The following is a 25,540-nucleotide window of genomic DNA, read 5'->3' as shown; positions in this document are numbered from 1 at the left end:
CCCGGCCCCCTCTGGGGCGGGAATGCTGGGAACGCCGGATCGACTTGTAACGGAAGGCAGTTCAGGGGGCACGTTCTGGATGGTCTTCCAAGTCCTTTTTTTTCTTCTACTTATTATCGGAATTTTTCTGGTCATCGTGAAGATGATTTCGCAGAAAAATAAATTTTTATCCGGGCGGTCGATTCGATCCTTGGGCGGATTGCCGCTCGGACAAAATAAATCGATTCAAGTTGTCGAAATCGGCCGGTCGCTTTATATCGTCGGAGTCGGGGAGAACATTCAGCTGCTCGAAAAGATCGAGGACGAAACCGAGGTCGCTTTGATTACGGAGCTGATGTCCTCCGGTCCGGCGTTTGCGGGCCCGACCTTCGATTCCATCGGGGGCTGGCTCAAAAAGCTCCGCAACAAGCCGGCAGTCGAGGAAGACATGGAAGTGACCGCCTCGTTCCAAGAGGTGTTTCACACGAAAATCCAGCATATGTCGGAGCAAAAGAAACAAATGGAGCAGCTGCTCAAGCAAGACACTACTTCAGATCGGTTGAATGATAAATGATGAAATTCAATAAGAGGCTCATTTTCCTGCTGATTCTTCTTGTTCTGTGCGGTTCGCTCGCAAGCCCTGCCTATGCGGCCGATCCGATTCCCGGAATCAACATCGATATCGGGACAACCGACAATCCGCAGGGGGCTTCGAGCGCCATTACCATCGTGCTGCTGATTACTATTCTCAGCATCGCTCCGGCCATTCTGATTCTGATGACCAGCTTTACCCGAATCGTCATCGTGCTCGGCTTTGTCCGGACGTCGCTCGGTACGCAGCAAATGCCGCCGAACCAAATGCTGATCGGTCTTGCGTTATTTCTGACCTTTTTCATCATGGCGCCAACGCTTGGGGATATCAACCAAACGGCTGTGCAGCCATATCTCAAGGGCGAGCTGACCCAGACGGCAGCGCTGGAGAAAGCATCCGTTTCGATCAAGAAGTTCATGTTTCAGCATACCCGGGAGAAAGACTTGAAGCTGTTCCTGGATTACACCAAGGCGCCACGGCCCAGCGGAGTGGAAGATACGCCGCTTACGGCACTTGTTCCCGCTTATGCGATTAGCGAGTTAAAGACGGCGTTTCAGATGGGCTTTATGATCTTTATTCCGTTTTTGGTCATTGATATGGTCATTGCCAGTACGCTGATGGCGATGGGGATGATGATGCTGCCGCCGGTAATGATTTCGTTGCCGTTCAAAATTTTGCTGTTCATTCTTGTGGACGGTTGGTATCTCGTCGTTCGTTCGCTTCTGCTCAGTTACAATACATAGACGGACCAGCCGGGAGGAGAGCACATTGAGCTCGGAATTTGTAATCAGATTGGCCGGAGAAGCGGTATACACCACGCTCAAAGCCAGCGCTCCGATGATGGTGCTGGCGCTGGCAGTCGGCTTGATCATCAGTGTGTTTCAAGCGACGACGCAAATCCAGGAGCAGACTCTTGCCTTTGTTCCGAAAATTGTCGTTGTACTGCTTGCGATACTTATATTCGGTCCTTGGATACTGACGACACTCGTTGATTTTACCTATAATCTGCTGAATAACCTGTATAAATACGTGGGATAGGTTGTGGGTGAAATGGAGTGGGTTTTGCAGTATCTTCCCGGATTTTTGTTGTTTTTTTGTCGGATTTCTTCGTTTTTTGTCGTTGCTCCCGTGTTTGCGGCTCGTAATGTGCCGATGCAGCTGAAGGTAGGGCTATCGTTTTTCGTTGCTTTTATTACTTTCTTCAGTATCGGGCTGGCGACGCCTGTGGCTATGGATTCAATGTATATTCTTTCCGTTTTCCGGGAAGTGCTTGTGGGACTATGTCTGGGTTTCATAGCTTATATGTTCTTTCAGGTCGTTCAGATTTCCGGTTCGTTCATCGACCTTCAGATGGGGTTCGGTATAGCGAACGTGATCGATCCGCTGACAGGAGCGCAAAGTCCGATTCTTGGCAACCTGAAGTACATGATCGCCATGCTGCTGTTCTTGAGCTTCAACGGCCATCATTACTTGCTCGAAGGGATTATGCGAAGCTACGAATGGATTCCTTTGAATAACGAGTTGTTTGTTAAAAATTATAACGGTCAGCTTTCGGACTTTATGCTGAAGACGTTCTCTCAAGTATTTGCCATAAGCTTTCAAATGGCGGCGCCGCTTGTCGTCGCGATGTTCCTGACCGATGTCGGTCTCGGGCTTCTCGCTCGGGTAGCCCCGCAATTCAACATTTTCGTCATCGGGATTCCGGTGAAAATTATCGTTGGTTTTATTTTGCTGCTTCTGTTGTTTCCGGGATACGAATTGATCTACAAAGAGAAATTCTCGACCATGCTGGAAACGATGTCCAAGTTTTTCGGATTGTTCGCTGGCAGTTAGCGTGTGAGGAGGCAGGCCGTGGCTGCATTACGTTTAAAGCTGGATTTGCAATTGTTCTCGGGAGAGAAAACGGAAGCGGCGACGCCTAAGAAAAAACAAGAAGCCCGCAAAAAAGGGCAAGTGGCCAAAAGCATGGAGGTGCCGGCCGCCTTCATCTTGTTTTTCTCCTTCTTATCGTTTTTCTTGTTCGGGAGCTACATGAAAGAGCGGCTCGTCAGTTTATTTCGCTCGATCTTCATCGACTTTCTTAATATGAACGTCACCCTGGATAACAGTATGGTGTTATTCGAAAATATCGCCACGCAAATGTTATTGATTCTCGGCCCGATTTTTTTGATCTCGATGGTCATCGGCGTTGTCGGAAATTATGTGCAGATCGGCTTTTTGTTTACCGGCGAACCGCTCATGATGAAGTTCAGCAAAATCAACCCCATTGAAGGGGCAAAGCGGCTGTTCTCCATGCGGGCCATCGTCGATTTTCTCAAGTCGGTGCTCAAGATGACCGTGATCGGCGTAGTTGTCTATACGACGCTCATGGCGGAAAAGGACAATATATTGCAGCTTGCGCGGCTGCCGCTGGAAGAAATTATCGCTTTCACGGCCTCCTTGACACTGCAATTGGGAATTAAAATCGGATTGATTTTGATCGTCATGTCGATTTTGGATTACATTTATCAGCGCTACGAGCATGAGAAGAGCTTGCGGATGTCCAAGCAGGATATTAAAGACGAATACAAGAAAACGGAAGGGGATCCGCTGATTAAAGGGAAGATCCGCGAGAAGCAGCGCCGAATGGCACTGCAGCGGATGATGCAGGACGTTCCTAAAGCGGACGTCGTCATCACGAACCCGACGCATTTTGCCGTCGCGCTCCAATACGATGCCTCTAAGATGCAGGCGCCTACCGTTATCGCCAAGGGAACCGATTACATCGCCTTGAAGATAAGGCAGATTGCCAAGGATAACGGCATCATAACGATGGAAAACAAACCGCTCGCCCGCGCATTATACGCGCAGGTTGAGATCGGAGAATCGATACCGGCCGATATGTTTCAGGCCGTAGCCGAGGTGCTGGCATACGTATACAAAGTTAAAGGAAAAGCGAACTAATCCCGGAAAGGAGGACACCCTGCAATGAAAGCAAAAGACCTGGTCGTGCTGATCGGCGTGATCGGCATCGTTCTGATGATGGTCGTCCCGCTGCCGATATGGTTGCTGGATGTCCTGCTGATTATCAACATATCGGCTGCACTCATGATCATCTTGATCGGCATGAACACACAGGACGCGCTTCAGTTCTCCATCTTTCCGTCGCTCCTGCTCATTACTACCTTGTTCCGGCTTGCGTTGAACGTATCGACAACCAGAAACATTTTGGCCCATGGGGACGCGGGCAACGTGGTCAGCACCTTCGGTTCGTTCGTTGCCCAGGGCAACATTGTCGTCGGTTTTGTGGTCTTTATCATTTTGGTGCTGGTGCAGTTTATCGTCATTACCAAAGGCTCCGAGCGGGTCGCTGAGGTGGCCGCACGGTTTACACTCGACGCGATGCCGGGGAAACAGATGAGTATCGACGCCGATTTGAACGCGGGGCTGATCAACGAACAGCAGGCCAGAGAACGTCGCGAGAAAATTTCACGCGAGGCCGACTTTTACGGCGCAATGGACGGTGCGAGCAAATTCGTCAAAGGAGACGCGATTGCCGGCATTATCATGCTGCTGATCAATATCATTGGCGGCTTGATTATCGGAATGGCGATGAAAGGGATGTCGATCAAGGAAGCCGGGGAGCTGTATTCGATCCTGACGATCGGGGACGGTCTCGTCAGCCAAATTCCGGCGCTGCTGATCTCTACGGCGGCGGGGATTATCGTGACGAGGGCGGCATCTGAAGGAAACTTGGCGCACGACTTGACATCGCAAATCTTTTCTTATCCGAAGCTGCTCTATATTGTGGCGGGGACGATTACGGCGCTGGGTATTTTTACACCGATTCATTTGATCACGACATTGCCAATCGCTGCCGTGCTTGCCTTCGCCGCTTACAAAATGCAACAGACGATGAACCGCAAGCAAGCCGCTGAAGTCCAACTGGAGGAGGAACAGCAGATCGAAGAAGTACGAAGCCCCGAAAGCGTCATCGGCTTGCTGCAGGTTGATCCGATCGAGTTCGAATTCGGTTACGGACTCATCCCGCTGGCCGATACGCAGCAGGGCGGCGACCTGCTCGACCGAGTCATTCTCATCCGCAGACAGTGCGCTCTCGAGCTCGGCATCGTCGTACCGGTGATCCGGATTCGCGATAACATTCAACTGCGTCCGAATGAATATGTCATTAAAATTAAAGGCAACACGGTTGCGCGCGGCGATTTGCTTCTTGGCCACTACTTGGCGATGAGCCCGGGAATCGACGACGATTCGATTACGGGGATCGATACGCTGGAACCGGCCTTCGGACTGCCGGCGCTCTGGATTGATGAGGCGACGAAGGAACGGGCCGAGCTTTCCGGCTACACGGTAGTCGATCCGCCATCCGTCGTAGCGACGCATCTGACGGAAATTATTAAGAAGCACGCTCACGAGCTGCTGGGCCGTCAAGAAACGAAGGCGCTTATCGAGAACGTCAAGGAGCATCACCCGGCGCTGGTCGAGGATTTAATCCCGAATGTGCTGTCGATCGGCGACGTGCAAAAAGTGCTGGTCAAGCTGCTTCGCGAAAAAATATCCGTCCGCGATCTCGTCACCATTCTGGAGACGCTTGCCGATTACGGCACGTATACCAAGGATCCGGAAGTGCTGACGGAATATGTCCGGCAGGGATTGTCCAGGCAAATTACGCAGCAATACACGACCGGCGGCGAGTCGCTGAAAGTCATTACCGTCGGGCCGACGCTCGAGAAAAAGATCGCGGAATCGGTACAGCAATCGGATCAGGGCAGTTATCTCGCGCTCGATCCGACGTCCAGCCAAGTGATCTACCAGAAGCTTGCCGATCAAGTGACCAAATTGCTTCAAGCCGGACAGCAGCCGATCGTTCTCACCTCACCCACCATTCGGATGTATTTGAGGCAGCTGCTTGAACGCACAATGCAGGACATTCCGGTTCTATCTTACAGCGAGCTGGAGCCGAGCGTTGAAATTCAGAGCATGGGGGTTGTTAATCTATGAGAGTGAAGCGATATGTCGTAGACTCCATGCCGGATGCCCTGCAAAAAATTCGCACGGACCTCGGGAAAGACGCTGTCATCATCAACACGAAAGAGATTCGTTCCGGCGGATTTCTCGGCATGTTTTCGAAGAAAAAGATCGAGGTGATCGCCGCTACGGATTCCGCGGCCGGAAGCGGACAGCCGGCTTCCGGCAAGTCGGCGACCGCTACCTTGGCGAAGCCGGCCGCCCCGGCGGCTAATGCGCTTGTGGGCAGTACGGCTGCGGCCGCCGCCTACGGGATGCAGCGGGACCGGGAGCGGGAAGCGCAGCCGGCGCTGTCGTTTCCCGATGTGCCGGACGTACTGCCGGCAAGCCCGCCCCTCCAGGCCGTCCCTGCGGGGGCGCCGCCGGTATCCGCAAGTGGCAGAGTCAGGGAAGATACGCTTCTTGAAGAGATCAAGCAGATGAAAGAAATGATGAAGAAGCTGTCTTCACAGCGTATGCCGGAGGCAGACCGAGATCCGGTCTTAACGGAGTTGGAGCGTCGGCTGCTCGACCAAGAGATCGATTCGCAGATTGTCCAGGAGCTTTTGGCCCGGGTATCGGAGGAAGCGGAAGCCGAAGACGTTCCGGTCACGGAAGAATTCGCGATTCGTTCCCTCCGGATGCAGCTTCACACCCTTCTTCAGCCGCAGGGCGGCAAAGCGATCGCTTTCGATACCCGCATCGCGCATTTTGTCGGGCCTACGGGCGTCGGTAAAACGACGACGATTGCCAAGCTGGCTGCCGAGCAAGTGCTGAAGCACCGCCGCAAGGTCGGGTTCATCACCTCCGACACGTACCGGATCGCAGCGGTGGAACAGCTCAAGACGTACGCTACCATCTTGAACCTGCCGCTGGAGGTGGTCTTTTCTCCGCTGGATTTGAACAAGGCATTCGAGAATTTGAAAGACTGCGACCTTATTTTTATGGATACGGCCGGCCGAAACTTCCGCAACGAGATGTACGTTTCGGAGCTGAATGCGCTGCTTCAATCCGGAGGGAAGAGCGAAACGTTCCTGGTCCTCAGCTTAACGACCAAGTACAAAGATATGAAGGCCATTACCTATAACTTCAGCAAGTTCAAATTAGATAAAGTACTGTTTACGAAAAAGGACGAGACCGATTCGTACGGCGCCGTCGTCAACCTCATCCGCGATTTCGGATTGCAGACATCTTATATCGCCAACGGGCAGAGCGTTCCCGACGATATCGAGGAGTTGAACGAGCGGCAGCTGATCGATTGGATTCTGGAGGATAACAACCATGAATGATCAGGCACAAGAGCTACGGAATCTGATCAAGCACCAAGGCAAATCCGCAGAAAAGCCGACACGTATCCTTGCCGTTACGAGCGGTAAGGGCGGGGTCGGCAAATCGAACTTTACGCTTAATTTTGCTCTTGCGCTTCAAAAAAAGGGGTTCAAAGTCCTCGTTTTCGACGCCGATATCGGTCTGGCCAATATCGACGTGCTTATGGGAATTACCCCCAAGTACAATTTGTATCATTTATTGAAAAAAGAAAAGACGATTTGGGACATCATTCATAACGGCTATAACGACTTGCAATTCATCGCAGGAGGATCGGGGTTTAACGACTTGATCCGGCTGTCCGAGGAACAATTGGATTATTTTCAAGAACAGATCGGCCAGTTGAACGGACATGCGGACTTTATTATTTTCGATACGGGGGCCGGGTTGTCCAAAGAAACGCTCAAGTTTATCGTTGCCGCGCAAGAAACGATCGTGGTGACGACGCCGGAGCCGACCTCGATTACCGATGCTTATGCCATTATCAAAATGGTGAGCTCGATGGATTACGACATCCGCTTCCGGCTGGTCGTCAACCGGGTGACCGATTGGCGGGAGGGCAAGCAAACCGCCGAGAAGATCAGTATGGTCGCCAAGCAATTTTTGAATCTGGACATTCCAACGATCGGCTACGTGCTTGATGATGCCGCGGTATCCAAAGCCGTAAAAAAGCAGGTGCCTTTCACCGTAGCTTTTCCGTCGAGCGGCGCTTCCAAATCGATGTATCTTCTGACCGATCATTTCATTGCGAACCAAAAGCCGGCGGACATGAGCTCGGGGGCGGTCAAAGGCTTCTTGAACCGAATGATTAAGCTGCTTAAATAAAAGAGAACGTCCTCCGACCTTCAGAATCAGACACAACGCAGAGGAGTGAAACGGATGCAGCCTTATGATGTGCTCGTGGTGGATGATTCGGTTTTTATGAGAAAAATCATCACCGACCTTATATCGGGGGACCCGGCGCTGCGGGTAGTAGGAACCGCGAAGAACGGCAAGGAAGCCGTGGAGCTGGTCAAAAAGTTGAATCCCCATGCAGTGACCATGGATATTGAGATGCCGGAAATGAACGGGTTGGATGCGCTTCGCGCGATCATGAATGAGCACCCTGTTCCGGTCATCATGTTAAGCAGTCTGACCCAAGAAGGCGCGGCGGAGACAATCAAAGCGCTCGAATGGGGGGCTGTTGATTTCGTCGGAAAACCGTCGGGTTCGATTTCACTCGATTTGCATAAAGTCAAGCAACTGCTGCTCGAAAAACTGCACATCGCGGTAAAAACGAACATGCGCAAGCTGTCTCGCCCCGCGGTGAGCAAGCCGTTGCTTAAAGCGCCGGAGGCGCCGAAAGATCCTCGGCCGATCCCGGCACCGGCCCCAAGAGCGGAAAGGCGAACGGCTGCCGGTACGGCCGGATTCGAACATATCGTCGCCATCGGCACCTCGACCGGGGGGCCTCGGGCGCTGCATCAAGTGTTGTCCGATTTCCCGGATGGCTTTCCCGCCCCGGTCGTTATCGTCCAGCATATGCCTCCTAACTTTACCAAGTCGCTGGCGCAGCGGCTCGACTCGGTTTCGAGGCTGCGGGTGGTTGAGGCGGAAGCCGGCATGATTCTCGAGAGCGGCACCGCTTATGTGGCCCCTGGCGGTTACCATATGACCGTAGCCCGCAATGGGCCACATTCTTACAAGATCCATCTGTCAAAAGAAGATCCGCGCAGCGGACACCGGCCGTCGGTGGACGTGCTTTTTGAGTCGCTTCTGCCGATGAGAGAGCTTAAACGCCACATCGTACTCATGACCGGTATGGGCTCCGACGGAGCCAAAGGGATGCTGGCGCTGAAGCAATCCGGGGCAGTGACGACGATCGCCGAATCGGAGGACACCTGCATCGTTTACGGCATGCCTCGCGCGGCGGTGGAGCTGAATTGCGTAACGCATGTGCTCCCCCAGCAGGAAATTACCGCGAAGCTGGTACAAGCCATCGCCCGCGAGCCCTGACTTCCGGGTAAGCCTGGATAGAGCAATTACCATGATGGAGGTGTAGATATGGAAATGAATCAATACCTCTCGATGTTTATCGATGAGTCGAGAGATCACTTGCAAGCGATGAACGAACATTTGCTCAGTCTGGAGAGCAGCCCGGAAGACATAACGATCGTGCAAAATATTTTTCGGTCGGCGCATACGTTGAAAGGAATGTCGGCGACGATGGGATTCGAGGATCTGGCGTCGCTGACTCACGAGATGGAGAACGTGCTGGACCTCGTCCGAAACCATAAGCTGAAGATGGATTCGTTTATTTTCGACTGTCTGTTCAAAAGTTTGGATTCCTTGGAATCTATGGTGGAGGATATCATTCAAGGCGGCACAGGCCAAGCGGACGTAACCGAAATCGTCGCCGCGCTGAAATCCATCGTGTCCGGCGATTACACCAAGGGCGGCGCAGCCGGAGGCGCGACCGCCAAAGCGGCGCAGACCACTGCCGCCGGGGCCGAGCTTGACGAATTTCAATACTCGATTCTTCAACAGTCGATCGAAGCAGGCATCCCTGTACTTCGCCTCGAAGTAACCGTCCGACAGGATTGCGTCTTAAAAGCGGCGCGCGCTTATATGGTGTTTAATGTGCTCGAGCAGAACGGGGAGGTCATCAAGTCCAACCCCTCCGTGGAAGATATCGAGCAGGAGCGCTTCGAGCAATCGTTTGTCGTTTATTACATATCCCAAATTGACAGCGAGGAGCTGCATAAGCAAGTCGCCAGCGTATCCGAAATCGATAAAGTGGACCTCATCGTTTTGGATCAGGCCAAGCTGACGGAACTCATGACTCCTCCTTCCGGGTCCAACGCTGCGGCCGCACAGGCGCAGGCACAAGCCGAGACGGCAGCCGCATCGACACAGGAAGCGCCGAAGCAGGAAGCCAAAAAAGCGCCTGCCGCCGGCGGCGCCCCTGTAGCCGGTCGCACGATCCGCGTCGACATCGAGCGGCTCGACACCTTGATGAACCTTTTCAGCGAGCTGTTGATTGACCGGGTACGGTTGGAGCAGCTTGCGAGCGAAATTCGCCGCAGCGAGCTGACGGAAACCGTCGAGCATATGTCCCGGGTGAGCAGCGATTTGCAAAATATCGTACTCAAGCTGCGCATGGTGCCGATCGATACCGTCTTTAACCGTTTCCCGCGCATGATCCGGGACGTCGCCAAGACGCTGGATAAAAAAGTAGACCTGATTATCACCGGCGCCGATACGGAATTGGACCGGACGGTCATCGACGAAATCGGCGATCCGTTGGTGCATTTGCTTCGGAATGCCGTCGACCATGGGGTGGAACCGGCTGCTGAGCGTGTTGCCCTCGGAAAGCCTGAGACCGGAACGATTTATCTGCGCGCGTATCATAGCGGAAACCATGTTTTTATCGAGATCGAGGAAGACGGACGCGGCATTAACCGGGACAAAGTGCTGAAGAAAGCGTTGGAAAACAATGTTTTGACGAAGGAGCAAGCCGAGCGAATTACGGATGACGAGATCAATCAGTTGATTTTTGCCTCAGGCTTCAGTACGGCGGATAAAATATCGGACATCTCCGGCCGCGGGGTCGGACTGGATGTCGTGAAAACGAAGATTCAAAGTCTAGGCGGACAAGTCCAAGTCGATTCGGTATGGGGGAAAGGCTCGAAATTTTCCGTTCAGCTTCCGCTGACGCTATCGATTATCTCGGCGATGCTGATCCGGCTCAATAACGAGAAGTACGCCATTCCGCTTTCTTCCATTGTGGAAACGATGGCCGTTCGTCAAGAGCAGATCCGCTCGGTTCACGGCAATCGCATGGTCGAGTACCGTACCGGGGTCATCCCGCTCGTCTCCTTGGCCGATCTGTTCGATGTGCCGGGAGGAACGAATATTTCCGAGAACGAAACGCAAGTGGTCATCATACGCAAAGGCGACAAAATGGCGGCGCTCGTCGTCGACGAGTTTATCGGCCAGCAGGAAATCGTGCTGAAGTCGCTCGGCAAATATTTGACCAAGCTGTTCGCGATTTCCGGCGCAACCATTCTGGGAGACGGACAAGTCGCGTTAATTATCGATACGAATGCCTTGATTAAATAGCGGGACGCAAAGACGGCTACATTCACGCGATAACTTAAGGAGGCTGCGAGTATGGGAGAAGAATTGAAAGTCATCGTGTTTGCTTTAGGAAAGGAAGAGTACGGGGTTGAGGTCGAGAAGGTCCGCACCATTGAACGGATGCAGCCGATGACGCGGGTTCCGAAAACGCCTGATTTTGTCAAAGGCGTCATCAATTTGCGCGGCGTCGTTACCCCCGTCATCGATCTGCGCGGCCGCTTCGGATTTCCAGAGACCGAGTATACCGATAACTCGCGGATCATTATCGTTGCCGTCGGCGACATCGAAGTCGGCCTGATTGTCGATTCGGCCAACGACGTCATCGATGTGAATTCGGATCATATCGACGATCCGCCGGAAATCGTAGGCGGCATTAAGGCCAAGTACCTGCACGGGATTGCCAAAGTAGGCGAAAGCCGGCTGCTCGTGCTGCTGAACCTGAAGGAAGTATTGAGCAAGAGCGAGATCGTTCAACTGGAGAATGTAGAGGAGTAGGCCTAGTGGAAGCATTTAATTCTTTTGCCGATTTTCAAATGGATGTACTGAAGGAAGTCGGAAATATCGGTGCCGGACATGCGGCTACTGCGCTCTCGCAGCTGCTCGATAAGCCTGTTGATATGCTCGTGCCCAAAGTCCGAATGGTTCCTTTTGAAGAAATCGCGGACAGCGTAGGAGGAGCCGAGCAAGCCGTTATCGCTATCTTTCTGAGAGTCGAAGGGGAAACGCCGGGAAATTTGTTCTTTATCCTGAAATTCGAGTCGGCTAAAAAGCTCCTTCGCAACTTAGCCGGAATCGAATCGGTGGAAGGCGAAGAGTACTCCGAAATGGAATTGTCCGCCCTCAACGAGATCGGCAACATTCTCGCAGGCTCGTACTTATCGTCCCTGGCGGATTTCACACAGCTGAACATGCAGCCCACCGTTCCTTCGCTTGCGATTGATATGGCGGGAGCGATTCTGAGCTACGGCCTGCTCCAATTCGGTCAAATGGGAGACCAGGCGCTTTTGATCGACACGAAGTTTCTGGACGGAAGCGACGAGGTGGAAGGGCATTTCTTCCTCATCCCGGACCCGGAGTCCTTCGAACGTATTTTCGTTGCTTTGGGAGTGCATACTCCATGATCCAAGACAATCTGATTAAAGTAGGAATGGCCGACCTGAACGTCGCTCACTTGACCGGTGTTCTCAAAACGACGGGGCTCGGTTCCTGCGTGGGCGTTACCTTATTCGATGCCAAGGCCAAAGTAGCCGGAATGGCCCACGTCATGCTGCCGACCTCGGATATTGCCAGAGAAGGAAAGCTGAACATCGCGAAATATGCCGATACGGCGATCCCCGAATTGATTCGCTTGATGGAGGATCTGGGGGCTCAAGTGAAGCGCATGGTTGCCAAAATGGCCGGGGGCGCACAAATGTTCGCTTTCGGCTCCCAATCGGACACGATGCGGATTGGACCGCGGAATGTCGAGTCCTGCAAGGATATGCTCAGCCGTTACCAGATCCCGATTATTGCCGAAGATACCGGCGGCAATTACGGACGAACCATCGAATTCGATTGCGAATCCGGTATGCTTATGATTCGCAGCGTACAACACGGAGTGAAGGAATTGTAAACCTATGATCGGATCGATACGTTGGAACTTTATCGTAGGAGCCGCGGCCTTCGTCATTACCTTTGCCTTGTCGATAACCGACAATATTTGGCTGACTACCTTGATTCGCAGCTTCTACAGCTTTGTCCTGATGTTTGTAATCGTATTTTTGTTCCGTTGGCTGCTTGGCACGGTTGCCGGATTTGCGGGCGCTCCGATTCCTGAGCATTCGGAAGAAGAGGATGAGCTTAAAGGGACGGCGGTCGATGTTATAACGCCCGATCAGGATGCGGAGCTGCATCAGATGCTGAAACCGTCGCCGGGTCCGAAGGACGCCGCGGAGACCGATTTTTCCCCGCTGAATCCGCCGAAGCTCTCAACGAAGATACAAGGGAGTCCTGACGAATTGGCACAGGCGGTTCGCCGAATGTCTGAAGAATAAGGATGGTGACTATCTGTCATGATCGCGCAAAAATCCCATTTGGCGAATATCGATGTTTGGAAGCAATGGAGAGAAGACAGACAATTGAAAGCGAAGCAGGCGCTCATCGAAACGTATTTGCCGCTCGTGGATTACGTTTCGGGTCGTCTTTCCATCGGTCTGCCTAAAAACGTTTCGAAAGAAGACTTATCCAGCTGCGGTATTATGGGCTTGATCGATGCCATCGAAAAGTTCGACTACGAGCGAGGACTGCAATTTGAAACGTATGCCTCCTGGCGCATTCGCGGAGCGATGATCGACGGGCTCCGTCAAGGCGACTGGGTTCCCCGTTCCGTGAGGGAGAAGGCTAAGAAGATCGAGGACGCTTATCAAAAGCTCGAGCAGCAATACTTGCGTTCCGTAACCGATAGCGAAATCAGCTCTTATCTGGATGTCAGCGAGCAGGAGTTTCAACATATGGTACAGGAAATCGCAGTGACGACTGTCTGTTCGATCGACGATCCTATCCGGGAGGAAGATTCGGAGACGCGGCTTTCCTTGTTAATTGACGAAAAAGCGAAGAGTCCGGAATCCAAAGTAAATGAAGTATATTTAAAGGAAACGTTAGCGAAAGCTATCGAACGGTTGACGGAAAAAGAGCGGACCGTCGTATCGCTCTTTTATTACGAAGAATTGTCTTTAAGCGAGATCGCCGAAGTCATGAATCTTTCCCCATCTAGAATATCACAGCTGCACTCAAAAGCGATTCTGCGGTTAAAAGGTTCTTTAAGCCGTCATAAGGCGCAGCTATTTTATGACTAAGGAGTCGGAAGGTGGGGAGAATGATGGCCGATCTGGCGATGCCGCTCAGCTATTATATGGATATATCGTTGTCCGACGACAAGCTGTTCGCTTACCTCAAGTTTGCGAATTGCGAGGATTCGTTCCGTGTCTCCAAAGGACAGCTTATGGAATTGCTTGCCTCGTATCACATCGTATACGGTATAGATGAGGAGAAAGTCGCCGCGATCGTCGACGATCCGAAGGCTTTCTTCTTCTCTCAGAACGTGATTGCAAAAGGCGATGCGCCGAAGAATGGTCAGGACGGGCGTGTCCAGATGATGTACGATTTGGACGACAACTCCAAACGTCCTGCTGAGCTGGAGGACGGCAAGGTCGATTATAAAGAAGTGACGACGATCCATAACGTGAAGAAGGGGCAGTTGATCGCCCAAAAAATTCCGGCCGGCGTAGGCGTTCCGGGTCGCGCGGTTACCGGGGAAACGCTGTTTGCAAAGGACGGGAAGGAAGCGCGCTTCAAGCTTGGCAAAAACGTCGTGACCGATCCGGAGCAAACGGCCATTTATGCCGCAATTGACGGCATGGTCACCAAGACGGACCGGGATAAGATCAATGTTTTTCCGATCTTCGAGGTGAACGGGGATGTCGATTATAATGTCGGAAATATCGATTTCGTTGGTTCCGTCGTCATCCGCGGGAACGTGCTGCCGGGCTTTCGCATAAAAGCCGCGGGAGATATCCGCATTACAGGCAGCGTGGACGCCGCAGACTTGGAGGCCGGCGGCTCCATCGAGATCAGCGCGGGGATTCTTGGTCATAACAAAGGAACGATCCGTGCCGGAAAACGGGTGAAAAGCTCTTTTATCCAGGATGCCAACGTGGAAGCGGGAGAGGAAGTGCTGGTCAGTCAGAGCATAATGCACTCTCAGGTGCGCGCCGGCAAACAAGTGGTATGCAAAGGCACCAAGGGACTGATTGTCGGAGGCATGATTCAAGCGGGCGACTCGGTCATTGCCCGAACGATCGGCAACTCCATGTCGACTGCGACGATCATCGAAGTCGGCGTCCTGCCGGAGCTCCGCAATGAGCTTCAGCAGCTGCGCATCCAGCAAAGAGCTTTAAGCGAGAACCTGGACAAAACGGATAAAGCTCTTGTGCTGCTGGACCAATTGGCGGCTGCAGGGCAGCTTGGACCGGACAAAGTAGCGATGCGGGTTAAGCTGAACCACACCAAGAAACAGGTTACGGAAGAAATTGCGAGCTCCAGGGAGCGGATGCTGGAAATTGAGAAATCGCTTGAGGACTCGGAAAAAGCAAAGGTCGAAGTCATTTCCAGCGCCTACAGCGGAACGAAAATCGTGATCGGGCGGTACACCAAGTTCATCAAAGATACCTCTCCGCGTGTCAGGTTTCAACTGATGGACGGTGACATTGCAATGCTTCCTATCGTATAACGGCCGACGAATGCGTACGGCTCGAAGGAGGGAACGCCGGTGAGCATGAAACCGGTTGAAATGCAGTTTGCGCTCCATAAGAACGACGAAGCCGGTCTGAAGCAGCATCAAATGGTGCAAAAGCGGGTGGAAGACCAGACCATGCTGAACAACGCCAATGAGAAGATGACTGTGAAAGAGCGTCAAGTCAGCGCCAAGGCGGAGGAGACCGGTCAAGCTTCGATCAAAGACGATCAGTCGGGCCATTCGGGCGAACGGGACCCGCGAGGCGGCGTAGGGGCGAAGAAGGCGGCCGAGGAAGCCAAGCAGCCCCCGGGCAGTACCGTACCGGAGCATCCGTTCAAGGGGCATCATATCGACTTGACCTTATAACTATTTTGTTGTGAAACTAGGTGAATGCAATTGGACCAACCTTGGGTATACATCGTGCTGGTCGGGCTTCTAATCGTGGTCTATGCAAAGATTATCCCGCGAAAATCCGAAGGAGCAGCCAAGACCGACGGCCCCATCGTAAGAGAGATGGAGCAGGCGATGGATCACTTGGCTATGGAGCTTGAGGAGCAGAACAAAGCGCTGATCGAGCTGTTTTCCGGGACGAAACAAACTTACGAGGAACATATGGCTCAACTGGCCTCGCGTGTGGAAACGTTGGAAAAGCAATGTCAGGAGCTGCGGGACGAACTGGGCCGGCTGACGTTCTCGGAGGAACAGCGGCGCGTGTCCCGCCAAGCCGACGCGTCGATGCCGGGAGAGGCGGTCGATACGGAGCCTGCCAAACCCGACATGCAGCCGGAAGCAACAAACAAGGCTCCGATGAATATGAAAGAGCGTTACGGCGAGCTGTTCGGCTTGTACGAGTCCGGCAAATCGACGGACTATATCGCCAAGAAGCTGGGCATGAACAAGGGGGAGATCAGTCTGATCCTGCAGCTTGCCAAACAGGAGGAACGATCGAATGCTTAAAAACAAATCCCTCCTGTACGGGCTCGGTACCGGTTTGATTTTGGGGGCCGTTCTGCTTCAGCTGATGAATGCGGTTGCCCCTGCGAGCACCGCCGCTTCCAAGCAGCCTGAGGCAGGGCAGGCGCCCGAAGAGATGGATCGGATCCGGCTCAAAGAGGTCGCTTCTACCTATTTTAATGTGTACGACAAAAATCAAAAGCTGTACGATCAACCGCAGGTTGATGCCATGATCGCGCAGAAGCTGCAAGAAGAGAGAGACAAGCAAGCCGCACAGCCGCAATCCGCTGCGCCGGACAAAGAAACGTATATTTATGTCTCCAAAGGCATGGGCGCCGCCCAGGTGGCGGATTTGCTGCAGCAGAGCGGCGTTATTGCCGACCGGACCGCCTTTGTGGATACGATGAAACAGAAGCAGCTTAACGACAAAATCGTCTCCGGTCTTCATGTGTTCAAGGGGGCGCAAGAGCTGACGCAAGTCATAGCCAACTTAACGATACAATAAAGAAAAATCAGACTCGCGCTATGGGGTCTGATTTTGTCTTTTTTTGTCGATTTGTCACGGGTGTTGCATACGGTTGTCAGTTATGGTATAGTAATTCTCGGTGTTAAAAACCACACGTCGGTTAAGTTCCGGTAACGGTGCTCCCGCTGGCTTCAGCAGATGCTTTCTTGAGCGTCGCGGTCAAGGAGTTTTACCGGAAGATGCGATCGACGGAGGAAACCCAAAAACCAATTTAGAGGAGGTGCGTGAGGATGGCAGTTATCTCCATGAAACAGCTGCTCGAAGCTGGGGTGCACTTCGGTCACCAAACCCGTCGTTGGAACCCGAAAATGGATCGATACATCTTCACCGAAAGAAACGGAATTTACATCATCGACCTGCAAAAAACGGTCAAAAAAGTTGAGGAAGCTTACAACTTCGTCAAGTCCGTAGCCGCAGAGAACGGCACGATCTTGTTCGTAGGTACGAAAAAGCAAGCTCAGGATTCGGTTAAAGAAGAAGCTGAGCGCTGCGGAATGTACTACATCAACCAACGTTGGCTCGGCGGTACGCTGACGAACTTCCAAACGATCCAAAAACGGATCAACCGCTTGCACGAGCTGGAAAAATGGGAGCAAGACGGCACGTTCGAAGTGCTGCCGAAAAAAGAAGTTATCATTCTTCGCAAGGAAAAAGATCGTCTTGAGAAGTTCTTGGGCGGCATTTCCCATATGAAAGGTCTGCCAAGCGCACTGTTCGTCATCGATCCGCGCAAAGAACGCATTGCCGTTGCGGAAGCACGCAAGCTCGGTATTCCGATCGTTGGTATCGTAGACACGAACTGCGATCCGGACGAAATCGACTATGTGATCCCGGGTAACGACGACGCGATCCGTGCCGTGAAATTGCTGACGGCTAAAATCGCCGACGCGGTTATCGAGGCTCACCAAGGCGAAGAGACTTCAGCTTAATGCATTGAATACGAGAAAGGGTGGTTTAAAGGTGCAAAATCCTTTCACCGCCCTTTTTTTGGGAATACATATCACATTCCAAGGAGGCCAAATCATGGCAGTTAGTGCAGCAGCAGTAAAAGAATTGCGTGAAAAAACAGGAGCAGGCATGCTCGATTGCAAGAAAGCATTGGAAGAAGCGAACGGCGATTTGACGAAAGCCGCCGAAATTCTGCGTGAAAAAGGTCTTTCCGCAGCGGCTAACAAAGCGGGCCGGATTGCGACCGAAGGAATGATCGAATCCTACATCCACGCGGGCGGCAAAATCGGCGTGTTGGTTGAAGTGAACAGCGAAACCGACTTCGTTGCTAAAAACGAGCAGTTCAGAACGTTTGTTCGCGACGTTGCTTTGCACATCGCAGCTTCCAACCCGAAATTCCTTCGCCGTGAAGAAGTTCCGCAAGAAGCGCTGGAGAAAGAGCGCGAAATCTTGACGAACCAAGCGCTGAACGAAGGCAAGCCGGAAAAAATCGTCGAGAAAATCGTCGAAGGCCGTCTGGCGAAATACTACGAGGAATACTGCTTGCTTGAGCAGCCTTTCGTTAAAGATCCGGACAAAACCGTAGAAGAAGTATTGAAAGAAAACATCGCAACGATCGGTGAGAACTTGTCGATCCGTCGTTTCGTACGTTTCGAACTCGGAGAAGGCTTGGAGAAGAAACAAGAAAACTTCGCTGAAGAAGTTATGTCCCAAGTTAAGCTGTAATTCAACAAGATAAATGCAAGGTAACGAGGAACACGCTGTGTTCCTTGTTTTTTAAAAGAAAGCTTTAGCGGTCTGATCGAAATGGAGGGGTTGGAGCTTGGAACGTCCGATTTATAAAAGAGTCATTTTGAAATTAAGCGGAGAGGCGTTAGCCGGACAGCAAGGTTACGGCATCGACTCCGAGATGATTTCGTCCATCGCCCAGCAGGTGAAGGAAGTAGTGGATCTTCAGGTGGAGGTCGCCATCGTCGTCGGCGGCGGCAACATCTGGCGCGGCATTGCCGGAAGCGCAAAAGGCATCGACCGGGCAACCGCAGACTACATGGGTATGCTGGCTACGGTGATGAACTCGCTGGCGCTGCAGGATGCGCTGGAAACGATCGGCGTACCGACACGAGTACAAACGTCCATCACGATGCAGCAGGTTGCAGAACCGTACATCCGCAGAAGAGCGATCCGGCACTTGGAAAAGGGCAGGGTTGTCATTTTTGCGGCAGGAACGGGCAATCCGTATTTCTCGACGGATACGACCGCGGCGCTTAGAGCAGCCGAAATCGAAGCGGAAGTGATCTTGATGGCGAAGAACAAAGTCGACGGCGTCTACACCGCCGATCCGTTCAAAGACGCTACCGCGCAAAAATTCGAAACGCTGACCTATCTCGAAGTGCTTAACAAAAACCTTGGCGTTATGGACTCGACCGCATCCTCCTTATGTATGGACAACAATATTCCGCTGGTCGTCTTCTCGATTACGGAGAGCGGCAATATCAAGCGCGTCGTAGTTGGGGAGAAGATCGGCACGATCGTAAAAGGGAGTGTGTAATCTATGCCGCAATCCATTAAAAAAAGTGCGGAAGAACGCATGGAGAAAGCGATCGCCGCGCTGAAAAAGGAGCTGGCTTCGCTTCGTGCGGGGCGGGCGACCCCTGCCCTGCTGGATCGCGTTCAAGTCGAATACTACGGTTCTATGACACCGGTAAACCAGCTGGCGAACATTAATACGCCGGATTCCCGCACGCTGATGATTCAGCCGTGGGACAAAAGCTCGGTTGCCGCTATCGAAAAAGCGATTATGAAATCCGATCTCGGATTGACGCCTTCCAACGATGGCAGTGCGATCCGTATCGTCATTCCGGCTTTGACGGAAGAACGCCGTTCCGAGCTTGTCAAAATGACGCGCAAGTTCGGCGAAGAAGCGAAAGTGGCGATTCGCAACATCCGCCGCGACGCGAACGACGATATCAAAAAACTGGAGAAGACGGGCATATCGGAAGACGAATCCCGGCGTCATCAGGACGACATCCAGAAGTTTACGGACAAGCATATCGCGGAAGTCGATAAAGTATTGGCTGCCAAAGAAAAAGAAATCATGGAAGTGTAACCGGTAAAGACCCCCTTATTCGAGGGGGCTTTTAGTCTTTCCTGATGGGGGATTCAGACATGATGTCATTCAAAAAATGGTTTGGAAGCAAACCGGAGGGAGAGCAAGCCGCTCTCCAACTGGATGCGGACAACATTCCGAACCATGTCGCCGTCATCATGGACGGTAATGGCCGATGGGCACAAAAGCGGGGACTGCCGCGGGTGGCAGGCCACCATTCAGGTATGAAAAACGTAAAGAAAATTACGATGGCCGCAAACAGCATCGGTGTGAAGGTGCTGACCTTGTATGCTTTTTCCACGGAAAATTGGAAGAGACCGAAGGAAGAAGTCGACTACTTGATGAAGCTGCCGATGGAATTTTTTCCGAAAGAAATCGACGAACTGATTGCGAATAACGTTCAGATCCGCATGACAGGCTGGCAGGAAGGTCTGCCTGATTACACGCTGAAAGCGGTTCAGGACGCGATTGATCAAACGAAGCATAACACCGGCCTCATCTTGAATTTTGCGCTGAATTACGGAAGCCGTAAAGAAATGCTGAAGGGCATTGAGCGGCTCGCTCAGGATATGAAAGAAAATAAAGTCGCCGCGGACGAAGTGGACGAGGCGCTTTTCTCCAAATATTTATTAACCGATCCGCTCCCGGACCCCGATCTTCTGATACGCACCAGCGGAGAGCTGCGGATCAGCAACTTTATGCTATGGCAGTTAGCCTATTCGGAGCTGTTTTTTACAGATTTGTGCTGGCCGGAATTTACGGAGCAGCATTTCTACGAAGCAGTCGGGGAATACCAGCGCCGCGCCAGAAGATACGGCGGTTTATAACGGCGGTTGACAACAGGTAGGGGCAGTTCGGCATAATGTCCGTCTGCCAGCATAAACGATGGAGGAATCGATTTGAAGCAGCGAATTGTCACAGGAGTCGTGGCAGGGCTCGCCTTTTTCATCCTGTTGTACTTGGGAGACTATTGGTTTGCCGGGTTAATCCTGGTTTTATCGCTGATCGGGTACGACGAGTTTTTAAGGATGAACGGCCTTCATAAGAACAAAACGATCGGGCTTTTAGGCTCTCTTGGGGTGATTGCCCTTGTCATACCGTGGCAGGTGGCAGGAATTTCGATAGAGCGCCTGATTTGGTTATTTCTGTTTGTTTTTATGGCCGTCACCGTTATTTCGAAGAACAAAATTACGATCGATCATATTGCTACGGCATTTTTGGGCATGGTGTACGTCGGTATCGGCTTTCATTACATGGTGGAGACGCGCTGGCTTTCCGAGAACGGGCTTTATTGGACGCTGCTCGTGTTTTTATGCATCTGGTCAACCGATTCCGGCGCGTATTTTACCGGATCGGTAATTGGAAAAACACCGCTCTGGCCAGCCATTAGTCCGAAGAAATCCGTCGAGGGAGCGATCGGCGGCACGGCTTTGTCCGTTGTCGTTGCACTCGGCTTTGCCTGGTACCGTCCGGAACTTCTCAGCTTTGCGCAGGCGATTTGGATCGGGCTCATCATTGCGGTTGTCGGTCAGATGGGCGACTTGATTCAGTCCGCGTACAAGCGGGTGAAGGGCATCAAAGATACGGGAACGATCCTGCCGGGACACGGCGGCGTGCTTGATCGGACCGACAGCTGGCTGATCGTGTTTCCGTTCCTTCATTTAGCGGCTCTGCTCCCGCACGTATAACTATTGCCCCGAGGTGAACGTTGGTGAAAAAAGTCAGTATTCTGGGGTCGACCGGGTCCATTGGAACCCAGACCTTGGATGTCATATCGCATTATCCGGAACGGTTCGAGGTGGAAGGGCTTGCCGGGGGGTATAATATACCGCTCCTGATTGAGCAAATCGAGCGCTTTCGCCCCCGTAAGGTATCCGTTGCCACGAAGGAAGCGGCGGAACAGCTGCGTACGGCAGTGAAATCGGACGTTCAGGTTCTTCACGGCGAAGAGGGGCTGCACGAAATTGCGGCAGGGACCGATGCCGAGCTGGTCGTTACCGCTATTGTCGGCAGTCAAGGACTTAAGCCGACGCTGGCCGCGATCGACGCGGGCAAGCACATCGGTATTGCCAACAAGGAGACGTTGGTTAGCGCAGGACATCTCGTGACGGAATTGGCAAAGCGCCGCGGCGTCGCTTTGCTTCCGGTCGACAGCGAGCATTCAGCCATATTCCAATGCTTGAACGGAGAATCGCGGGACCGCGTACATAAAATTACGTTGACCGCTTCCGGTGGATCGTTTCGCGATCGTACCCGGGATGAGCTTACTCACGTAACTGTGGAAGATGCGCTCAAGCATCCGAATTGGTCGATGGGCGCGAAAGTCACGATCGATTCGGCGACGATGGCGAACAAAGGGCTGGAAGTGATCGAAGCCCACTGGCTATTCGGATTGCCCTACGATCAGATTGAAGTGCTGATTCATCCCGAGAGTATAATCCATTCGTTCGTCGAGTTCGTAGATTACAGCATCATCGCCCAATTGGGGATGCCGGATATGCGGGTGCCGATTCAGTACGCGTTGACCTATCCGGACCGGATGGCGACGCCTTCCGAGCGTTTGCGCTTATCCGATGTCGGAAAGCTGCAGTTTCGCGAGATGGATTTCGATCGTTATCCGTGTCTGCGGATGGCGTACGAAAGCGGACGGATGGGCGGCTCCATGCCTACCGTATACAATGCGGCCAACGAAGTTGCGGTCGAACGGTTCTTAAAAGGGGAAATCTCATTCTTGGCCATCGAAGAGCTGATTGCCAAGGTTATGGACAAACATTCCCCGGTCCCGGCCCCGGATTTGTCCGCCATCTCAGAGATCGACCGGTGGGCTAGGCAAGAGGCGCGGAGCCTGCACTAAAATGGGCCGTTCGAAGATGCGACGCCAGGGCATCTTTCGGGGAAGCCGCTCATATGTTCATATCATGAGTCCCGGCTTGTATTCCCTTTGGGATTAATGTTAATCTTAAAGGAAGGCTTCGGACAATTTTTCATGCAGCCACTAAACATTTGCCCATAACTTGGATATGAACATTTGCGCTTAAGGAGGCCGTACACCCATTGGCTAACATCCAGAACGTATTTCAAATTGTTCTTTTGTTTTTTGTTCTAGTTACGATTCACGAATGGGGACATTTTTACTTTGCCAAACGAGCGGGCATTCTCGTTCGCGAATTCGCCATCGGCTTCGGTCCCAAGCTGCTCTCCTTCAAACGCGGAGAAACCCGGTATACGCTCAGACTGCTTCCGATCGGCGGCTTCGTCCGCATGGCCGGGGAAGACCCGGAAATCGTTCAGATCAATCAGGGTCAACGCATCGCCGTGCAGCTGGAGGACAATCAGGTCACGCACATTTATTTGAACGAGTTTGAAAGCCGCCGGGATGCGATTGAAGGCGTCGTCGAGCAGATCGATCTGGAAAAGGATTTGTTCGTCCGCCTGGATGTCGACGGGGAAATCGAACGCTATTCGATTCATCCTCAAGCGATGATGGTGTCCAAGGAAAAAGAAACCCAGATTGCCCCATGGAACCGCCAGTTCGGGAGCAAGACGGTAGGACAGCGGGCGATGGCCATCTTTGCCGGACCGCTGATGAATTTTATTCTTGCCTTGGCGCTCTTTATAACCTTTGTGTTCGTGGCAGGAGTGCCCAACCGGGTCAAAATTCAGGAAACCGTTCCGGCTTCCGCTGCGGAGAAAGCGGGACTGCAGTCCGGCGACATTATTCTTCAGGTGGATCATGTGCAAATCGGCTCCGACCGCAGCAAGCTGACGAACTTGATTCAACAATCTCCGAATAAACCGATGGTATGGATTATTGAGCGCAACAAGGAGCAAATCCGTAAAGAAGTGACTCCGCTCATGGACAAGGACGGCGTAATTCGCGTCGGCGTCTCGCTCCTGACTGAAACGCGGCCTGCTACCGTGCTGGAAGGATTTACGGGAGGCTGGAACAGCCTTGTTTCCGCAACTACCATCATCATGGACGGCTTTGGCAAGCTGGCGACGCTTCAGGTCAAAATGGACGACTTGGGCGGTCCGGTGAGGATCGTCGAATTTACAAGCGAGCAGGCCAGTGCAGGTTTTGCCCAATACATTTCGTGGATGGCCATTATGAGTCTTTATTTGGGATTGTTTAATCTGCTGCCGATCCCCGCGCTGGACGGAAGCCGGCTGGTGTTCTTGCTGCTGGAGGCGCTCCGCGGCAAGCCTGTCGATCCGAGCCGGGAAAGCATGGTCCATTTTGTCGGCTTCGCGATGCTGATGCTGCTTATGATAGCCGTCACTTATAACGATATATTACGATTGATTAAAGGATAACGAATTGCCGTCCGTAGGGGGAAAACAGAACGATGTCGAACCAAAAGCAAGACAAACAGTTTGTCAAAGAGATTACGCCGCAGGGCGAGGATTTCTCCCGCTGGTATATTGATGTCATTAAAAAGGCGGATCTCATGAGCTACTCGCCGGTCCGCGGATGCATCGTATTTAAACCGGAAGGGTACGAGCTCTGGGAAAATATCCAGAGGGAGCTGGACCGCCGGTTTAAGGAAACGGGACACCGCAACGCTTATTTCCCGCTGTTCATTCCCGAGAGCTTTTTCCAAAAAGAAAAAGAGCACGTGGAAGGCTTCAACCCGGAGCTGCCGTGGGTAACGGAAGCCGGCGGCGAGAAGCTCGAAGAGCGGCTGGCGATTCGCCCGACGTCCGAGACGATGATCGGCCACATGTACGCGGAATGGATTAATTCCTACCGCGACCTGCCTCTCTTGATCAACCAGTGGGCCAACGTGGTCCGCTGGGAAAAGCGGACACTGCCATTTCTGCGCACGAGCGAATTTTTATGGCAGGAAGGCCATACGGCACATGAGGACGAGGCCGATGCGCGTAAAGAAACGATGCAGATGCTGGAAATTTATCGTTCTTTTGCCGAAGAGTTCCTGGCGATTCCGGTCATCATGGGTCAGAAGACGCCTTCCGAGAAATTCGCGGGGGCCGTCGATACGTATTCCATCGAAGCGATGATGAAAGACGGCAAAGCGGTACAAGCGGGGACTTCCCACTATTTGGGCACCAACTTCGCCGTGGCGTTCGATATTAAATATTTGGACCGCGAGAACCAGCATCGGTTCTGCCATACGACCTCCTGGGGCGTAAGCACCCGTCTCATCGGAGCCCTGATCATGGTCCACGGCGACGACCGCGGTCTGGCTTTGCCGCCGAAGATCGCACCGACGCAAGTCATCATGATTCCGATTGGCCCTCCGAAGACGAGAGAGCAGGTTGTCGGCCGCGTAGACGAGCTGTATGCCCAGTTGAAGCAGGCTGGTGTACGCGCGAAAGTGGACGATCGTCCGGATCAAAGTCCGGGCTGGAAATTTAACGAATACGAGATGCGTGGCGTACCGGTCCGCGTTGAGTTGGGACCGCGGGACATGGAAAACGGGCAAGTGGTCTTGGTGTCCCGGATTACCGGGGAGAAGCGTGTCGTCCGGCAGGACCAATTTGTAGAAGAAGTGCAAAAATTGTTGACGGAAACGCAGCAGGAAATGTATGATCGAGCCAAGCGGTTCCGTGACGAAAGCATGACGGAAGCGGATACGTTGGACGAGCTGAAATCGTTCCTCGAGCAGAAACGCGGCTTCGCGTTGTCGGGGTGGTGCGGTTCTGCGGCTTGCGAAGCGCAGGTTAAAGAAGAGACCGGCGCCACGAGCC

Annotated in this window: 28 protein-coding genes; all 28 read left to right on the top strand. The window is 52.7% G+C overall.

Annotation, left to right across the window (positions count from 1 at the left end; all coding sequences use genetic code 11):
- The first annotated feature begins 79 nt into the window (after positions 1–79).
- Positions 80–553: a flagellar biosynthetic protein FliO gene (locus tag PEH01S_RS22320; protein ID WP_246063033.1), complete on the top strand. Its 474-nt coding sequence runs from the start codon at positions 80–82 to the stop codon at positions 551–553.
- Positions 550–1,314: a flagellar type III secretion system pore protein FliP gene (gene fliP / locus PEH01S_RS22315; RefSeq protein ID WP_025850741.1), complete on the top strand. Its 765-nt coding sequence runs from the start codon at positions 550–552 to the stop codon at positions 1,312–1,314. Before PEH01S_RS22320 ends, fliP begins: the two co-directional genes overlap by 4 nt.
- A 25-nt stretch (positions 1,315–1,339) precedes the next feature.
- Positions 1,340–1,609, top strand: a complete 270-nt coding sequence (gene fliQ, locus PEH01S_RS22310; RefSeq protein ID WP_025850740.1) for a flagellar biosynthesis protein FliQ — start codon at positions 1,340–1,342, stop codon at positions 1,607–1,609.
- Between the two features lie 12 nt (positions 1,610–1,621).
- Positions 1,622–2,404 (top strand): flagellar biosynthetic protein FliR, encoded by a 783-nt coding sequence (fliR, locus tag PEH01S_RS22305; protein WP_127488101.1) that lies wholly within the window; start codon positions 1,622–1,624, stop codon positions 2,402–2,404.
- 18 nt (positions 2,405–2,422) lie between these two features.
- Positions 2,423–3,514 (top strand): flagellar biosynthesis protein FlhB, encoded by a 1,092-nt coding sequence (gene flhB, locus PEH01S_RS22300; RefSeq protein ID WP_025850738.1) that lies wholly within the window; start codon positions 2,423–2,425, stop codon positions 3,512–3,514.
- Between the two features lie 24 nt (positions 3,515–3,538).
- Entirely contained in the window at positions 3,539–5,572 is a 2,034-nt protein-coding gene (gene flhA / locus PEH01S_RS22295; RefSeq protein WP_025850737.1) for a flagellar biosynthesis protein FlhA, read from the top strand.
- On the top strand, positions 5,569–6,867 hold the full coding sequence (gene flhF / locus PEH01S_RS22290) for a flagellar biosynthesis protein FlhF (protein ID WP_127488099.1): 1,299 nt from the start codon (positions 5,569–5,571) through the stop codon (positions 6,865–6,867). The genes flhA and flhF overlap by 4 nt, the downstream gene beginning before the upstream one ends.
- Complete coding sequence (locus PEH01S_RS22285) at positions 6,860–7,729, top strand: MinD/ParA family protein (RefSeq protein ID WP_025850735.1); 870 nt, start codon at positions 6,860–6,862, stop codon at positions 7,727–7,729. Before flhF ends, PEH01S_RS22285 begins: the two co-directional genes overlap by 8 nt.
- Positions 7,730–7,783: 54 nt before the next feature.
- Positions 7,784–8,899 (top strand): protein-glutamate methylesterase/protein-glutamine glutaminase, encoded by a 1,116-nt coding sequence (locus tag PEH01S_RS22280; RefSeq protein WP_127488097.1) that lies wholly within the window; start codon positions 7,784–7,786, stop codon positions 8,897–8,899.
- 48 nt (positions 8,900–8,947) lie between these two features.
- The gene (locus tag PEH01S_RS22275; protein WP_025850733.1) at positions 8,948–11,005 is read left to right on the top strand and encodes a chemotaxis protein CheA; all 2,058 of its coding nucleotides are present in this window, start codon (positions 8,948–8,950) and stop codon (positions 11,003–11,005) included.
- A gap of 51 nt (positions 11,006–11,056) precedes the next feature.
- Positions 11,057–11,518, top strand: coding sequence for a chemotaxis protein CheW (locus PEH01S_RS22270; RefSeq protein ID WP_127488095.1), 462 nt, complete (start codon positions 11,057–11,059; stop codon positions 11,516–11,518).
- A 5-nt stretch (positions 11,519–11,523) separates the two neighbouring features.
- Entirely contained in the window at positions 11,524–12,144 is a 621-nt protein-coding gene (locus PEH01S_RS22265; RefSeq protein ID WP_025850731.1) for a chemotaxis protein CheC, read from the top strand.
- Positions 12,141–12,635 carry a chemotaxis protein CheD gene (locus PEH01S_RS22260; protein ID WP_025850730.1) on the top strand — a complete coding sequence of 165 codons (495 nt, stop codon included), beginning with the start codon at positions 12,141–12,143 and terminating at the stop codon, positions 12,633–12,635. The genes PEH01S_RS22265 and PEH01S_RS22260 overlap by 4 nt, the downstream gene beginning before the upstream one ends.
- Positions 12,636–12,639: 4 nt before the next feature.
- Positions 12,640–13,056 (top strand): hypothetical protein, encoded by a 417-nt coding sequence (locus PEH01S_RS22255; protein WP_025850729.1) that lies wholly within the window; start codon positions 12,640–12,642, stop codon positions 13,054–13,056.
- Between the two features lie 18 nt (positions 13,057–13,074).
- Complete coding sequence (locus PEH01S_RS22250; protein ID WP_025850728.1) at positions 13,075–13,857, top strand: FliA/WhiG family RNA polymerase sigma factor; 783 nt, start codon at positions 13,075–13,077, stop codon at positions 13,855–13,857.
- A 23-nt stretch (positions 13,858–13,880) separates the two neighbouring features.
- The gene (locus PEH01S_RS22245; protein ID WP_127488115.1) at positions 13,881–15,290 is read left to right on the top strand and encodes a DUF342 domain-containing protein; all 1,410 of its coding nucleotides are present in this window, start codon (positions 13,881–13,883) and stop codon (positions 15,288–15,290) included.
- A 39-nt stretch (positions 15,291–15,329) separates the two neighbouring features.
- Positions 15,330–15,662, top strand: a complete 333-nt coding sequence (locus PEH01S_RS22240; protein ID WP_025850726.1) for a hypothetical protein — start codon at positions 15,330–15,332, stop codon at positions 15,660–15,662.
- Between the two features lie 30 nt (positions 15,663–15,692).
- Positions 15,693–16,253 carry a DUF6115 domain-containing protein gene (locus tag PEH01S_RS22235; RefSeq protein WP_025850725.1) on the top strand — a complete coding sequence of 187 codons (561 nt, stop codon included), beginning with the start codon at positions 15,693–15,695 and terminating at the stop codon, positions 16,251–16,253.
- Positions 16,246–16,755, top strand: coding sequence for a hypothetical protein (locus PEH01S_RS22230; RefSeq protein WP_127488093.1), 510 nt, complete (start codon positions 16,246–16,248; stop codon positions 16,753–16,755). Before PEH01S_RS22235 ends, PEH01S_RS22230 begins: the two co-directional genes overlap by 8 nt.
- Before the next feature lie 251 nt (positions 16,756–17,006).
- Positions 17,007–17,705 (top strand): 30S ribosomal protein S2, encoded by a 699-nt coding sequence (rpsB, locus tag PEH01S_RS22225; protein WP_025850723.1) that lies wholly within the window; start codon positions 17,007–17,009, stop codon positions 17,703–17,705.
- A 94-nt stretch (positions 17,706–17,799) separates the two neighbouring features.
- On the top strand, positions 17,800–18,450 hold the full coding sequence (tsf, locus tag PEH01S_RS22220; protein ID WP_127488113.1) for a translation elongation factor Ts: 651 nt from the start codon (positions 17,800–17,802) through the stop codon (positions 18,448–18,450).
- A 97-nt stretch (positions 18,451–18,547) separates the two neighbouring features.
- Positions 18,548–19,273, top strand: a complete 726-nt coding sequence (pyrH, locus tag PEH01S_RS22215) for a UMP kinase (protein ID WP_010491262.1) — start codon at positions 18,548–18,550, stop codon at positions 19,271–19,273.
- Between the two features lie 3 nt (positions 19,274–19,276).
- On the top strand, positions 19,277–19,831 hold the full coding sequence (gene frr, locus PEH01S_RS22210; protein ID WP_025850721.1) for a ribosome recycling factor: 555 nt from the start codon (positions 19,277–19,279) through the stop codon (positions 19,829–19,831).
- 59 nt (positions 19,832–19,890) lie between these two features.
- A complete protein-coding gene (locus PEH01S_RS22205; protein ID WP_025850720.1) occupies positions 19,891–20,658 on the top strand; it encodes an isoprenyl transferase in 768 nt (255 codons plus the stop codon).
- A 72-nt stretch (positions 20,659–20,730) separates the two neighbouring features.
- Positions 20,731–21,519 (top strand): phosphatidate cytidylyltransferase, encoded by a 789-nt coding sequence (locus tag PEH01S_RS22200; RefSeq protein ID WP_025850719.1) that lies wholly within the window; start codon positions 20,731–20,733, stop codon positions 21,517–21,519.
- A 23-nt stretch (positions 21,520–21,542) separates the two neighbouring features.
- On the top strand, positions 21,543–22,685 hold the full coding sequence (locus PEH01S_RS22195) for a 1-deoxy-D-xylulose-5-phosphate reductoisomerase (RefSeq protein ID WP_127488091.1): 1,143 nt from the start codon (positions 21,543–21,545) through the stop codon (positions 22,683–22,685).
- Between the two features lie 200 nt (positions 22,686–22,885).
- The gene (rseP, locus tag PEH01S_RS22190) at positions 22,886–24,145 is read left to right on the top strand and encodes an RIP metalloprotease RseP (RefSeq protein ID WP_025850717.1); all 1,260 of its coding nucleotides are present in this window, start codon (positions 22,886–22,888) and stop codon (positions 24,143–24,145) included.
- 32 nt (positions 24,146–24,177) lie between these two features.
- Positions 24,178–25,540: proline--tRNA ligase (proS, locus tag PEH01S_RS22185; RefSeq protein WP_127488089.1), on the top strand; the 1,363-nt coding region annotated here is incomplete at its 3' end.

Source organism: Paenibacillus ehimensis NBRC 15659, from assembly GCF_004000785.1.
Classification (GTDB): Bacteria; Bacillota; Bacilli; order Paenibacillales; family NBRC-103111; genus Paenibacillus_G; species Paenibacillus_G ehimensis.
The sequence above is the reverse complement of the archived record's forward strand: the minus strand, read 5'-3'. Positions and strand labels throughout refer to the sequence as shown.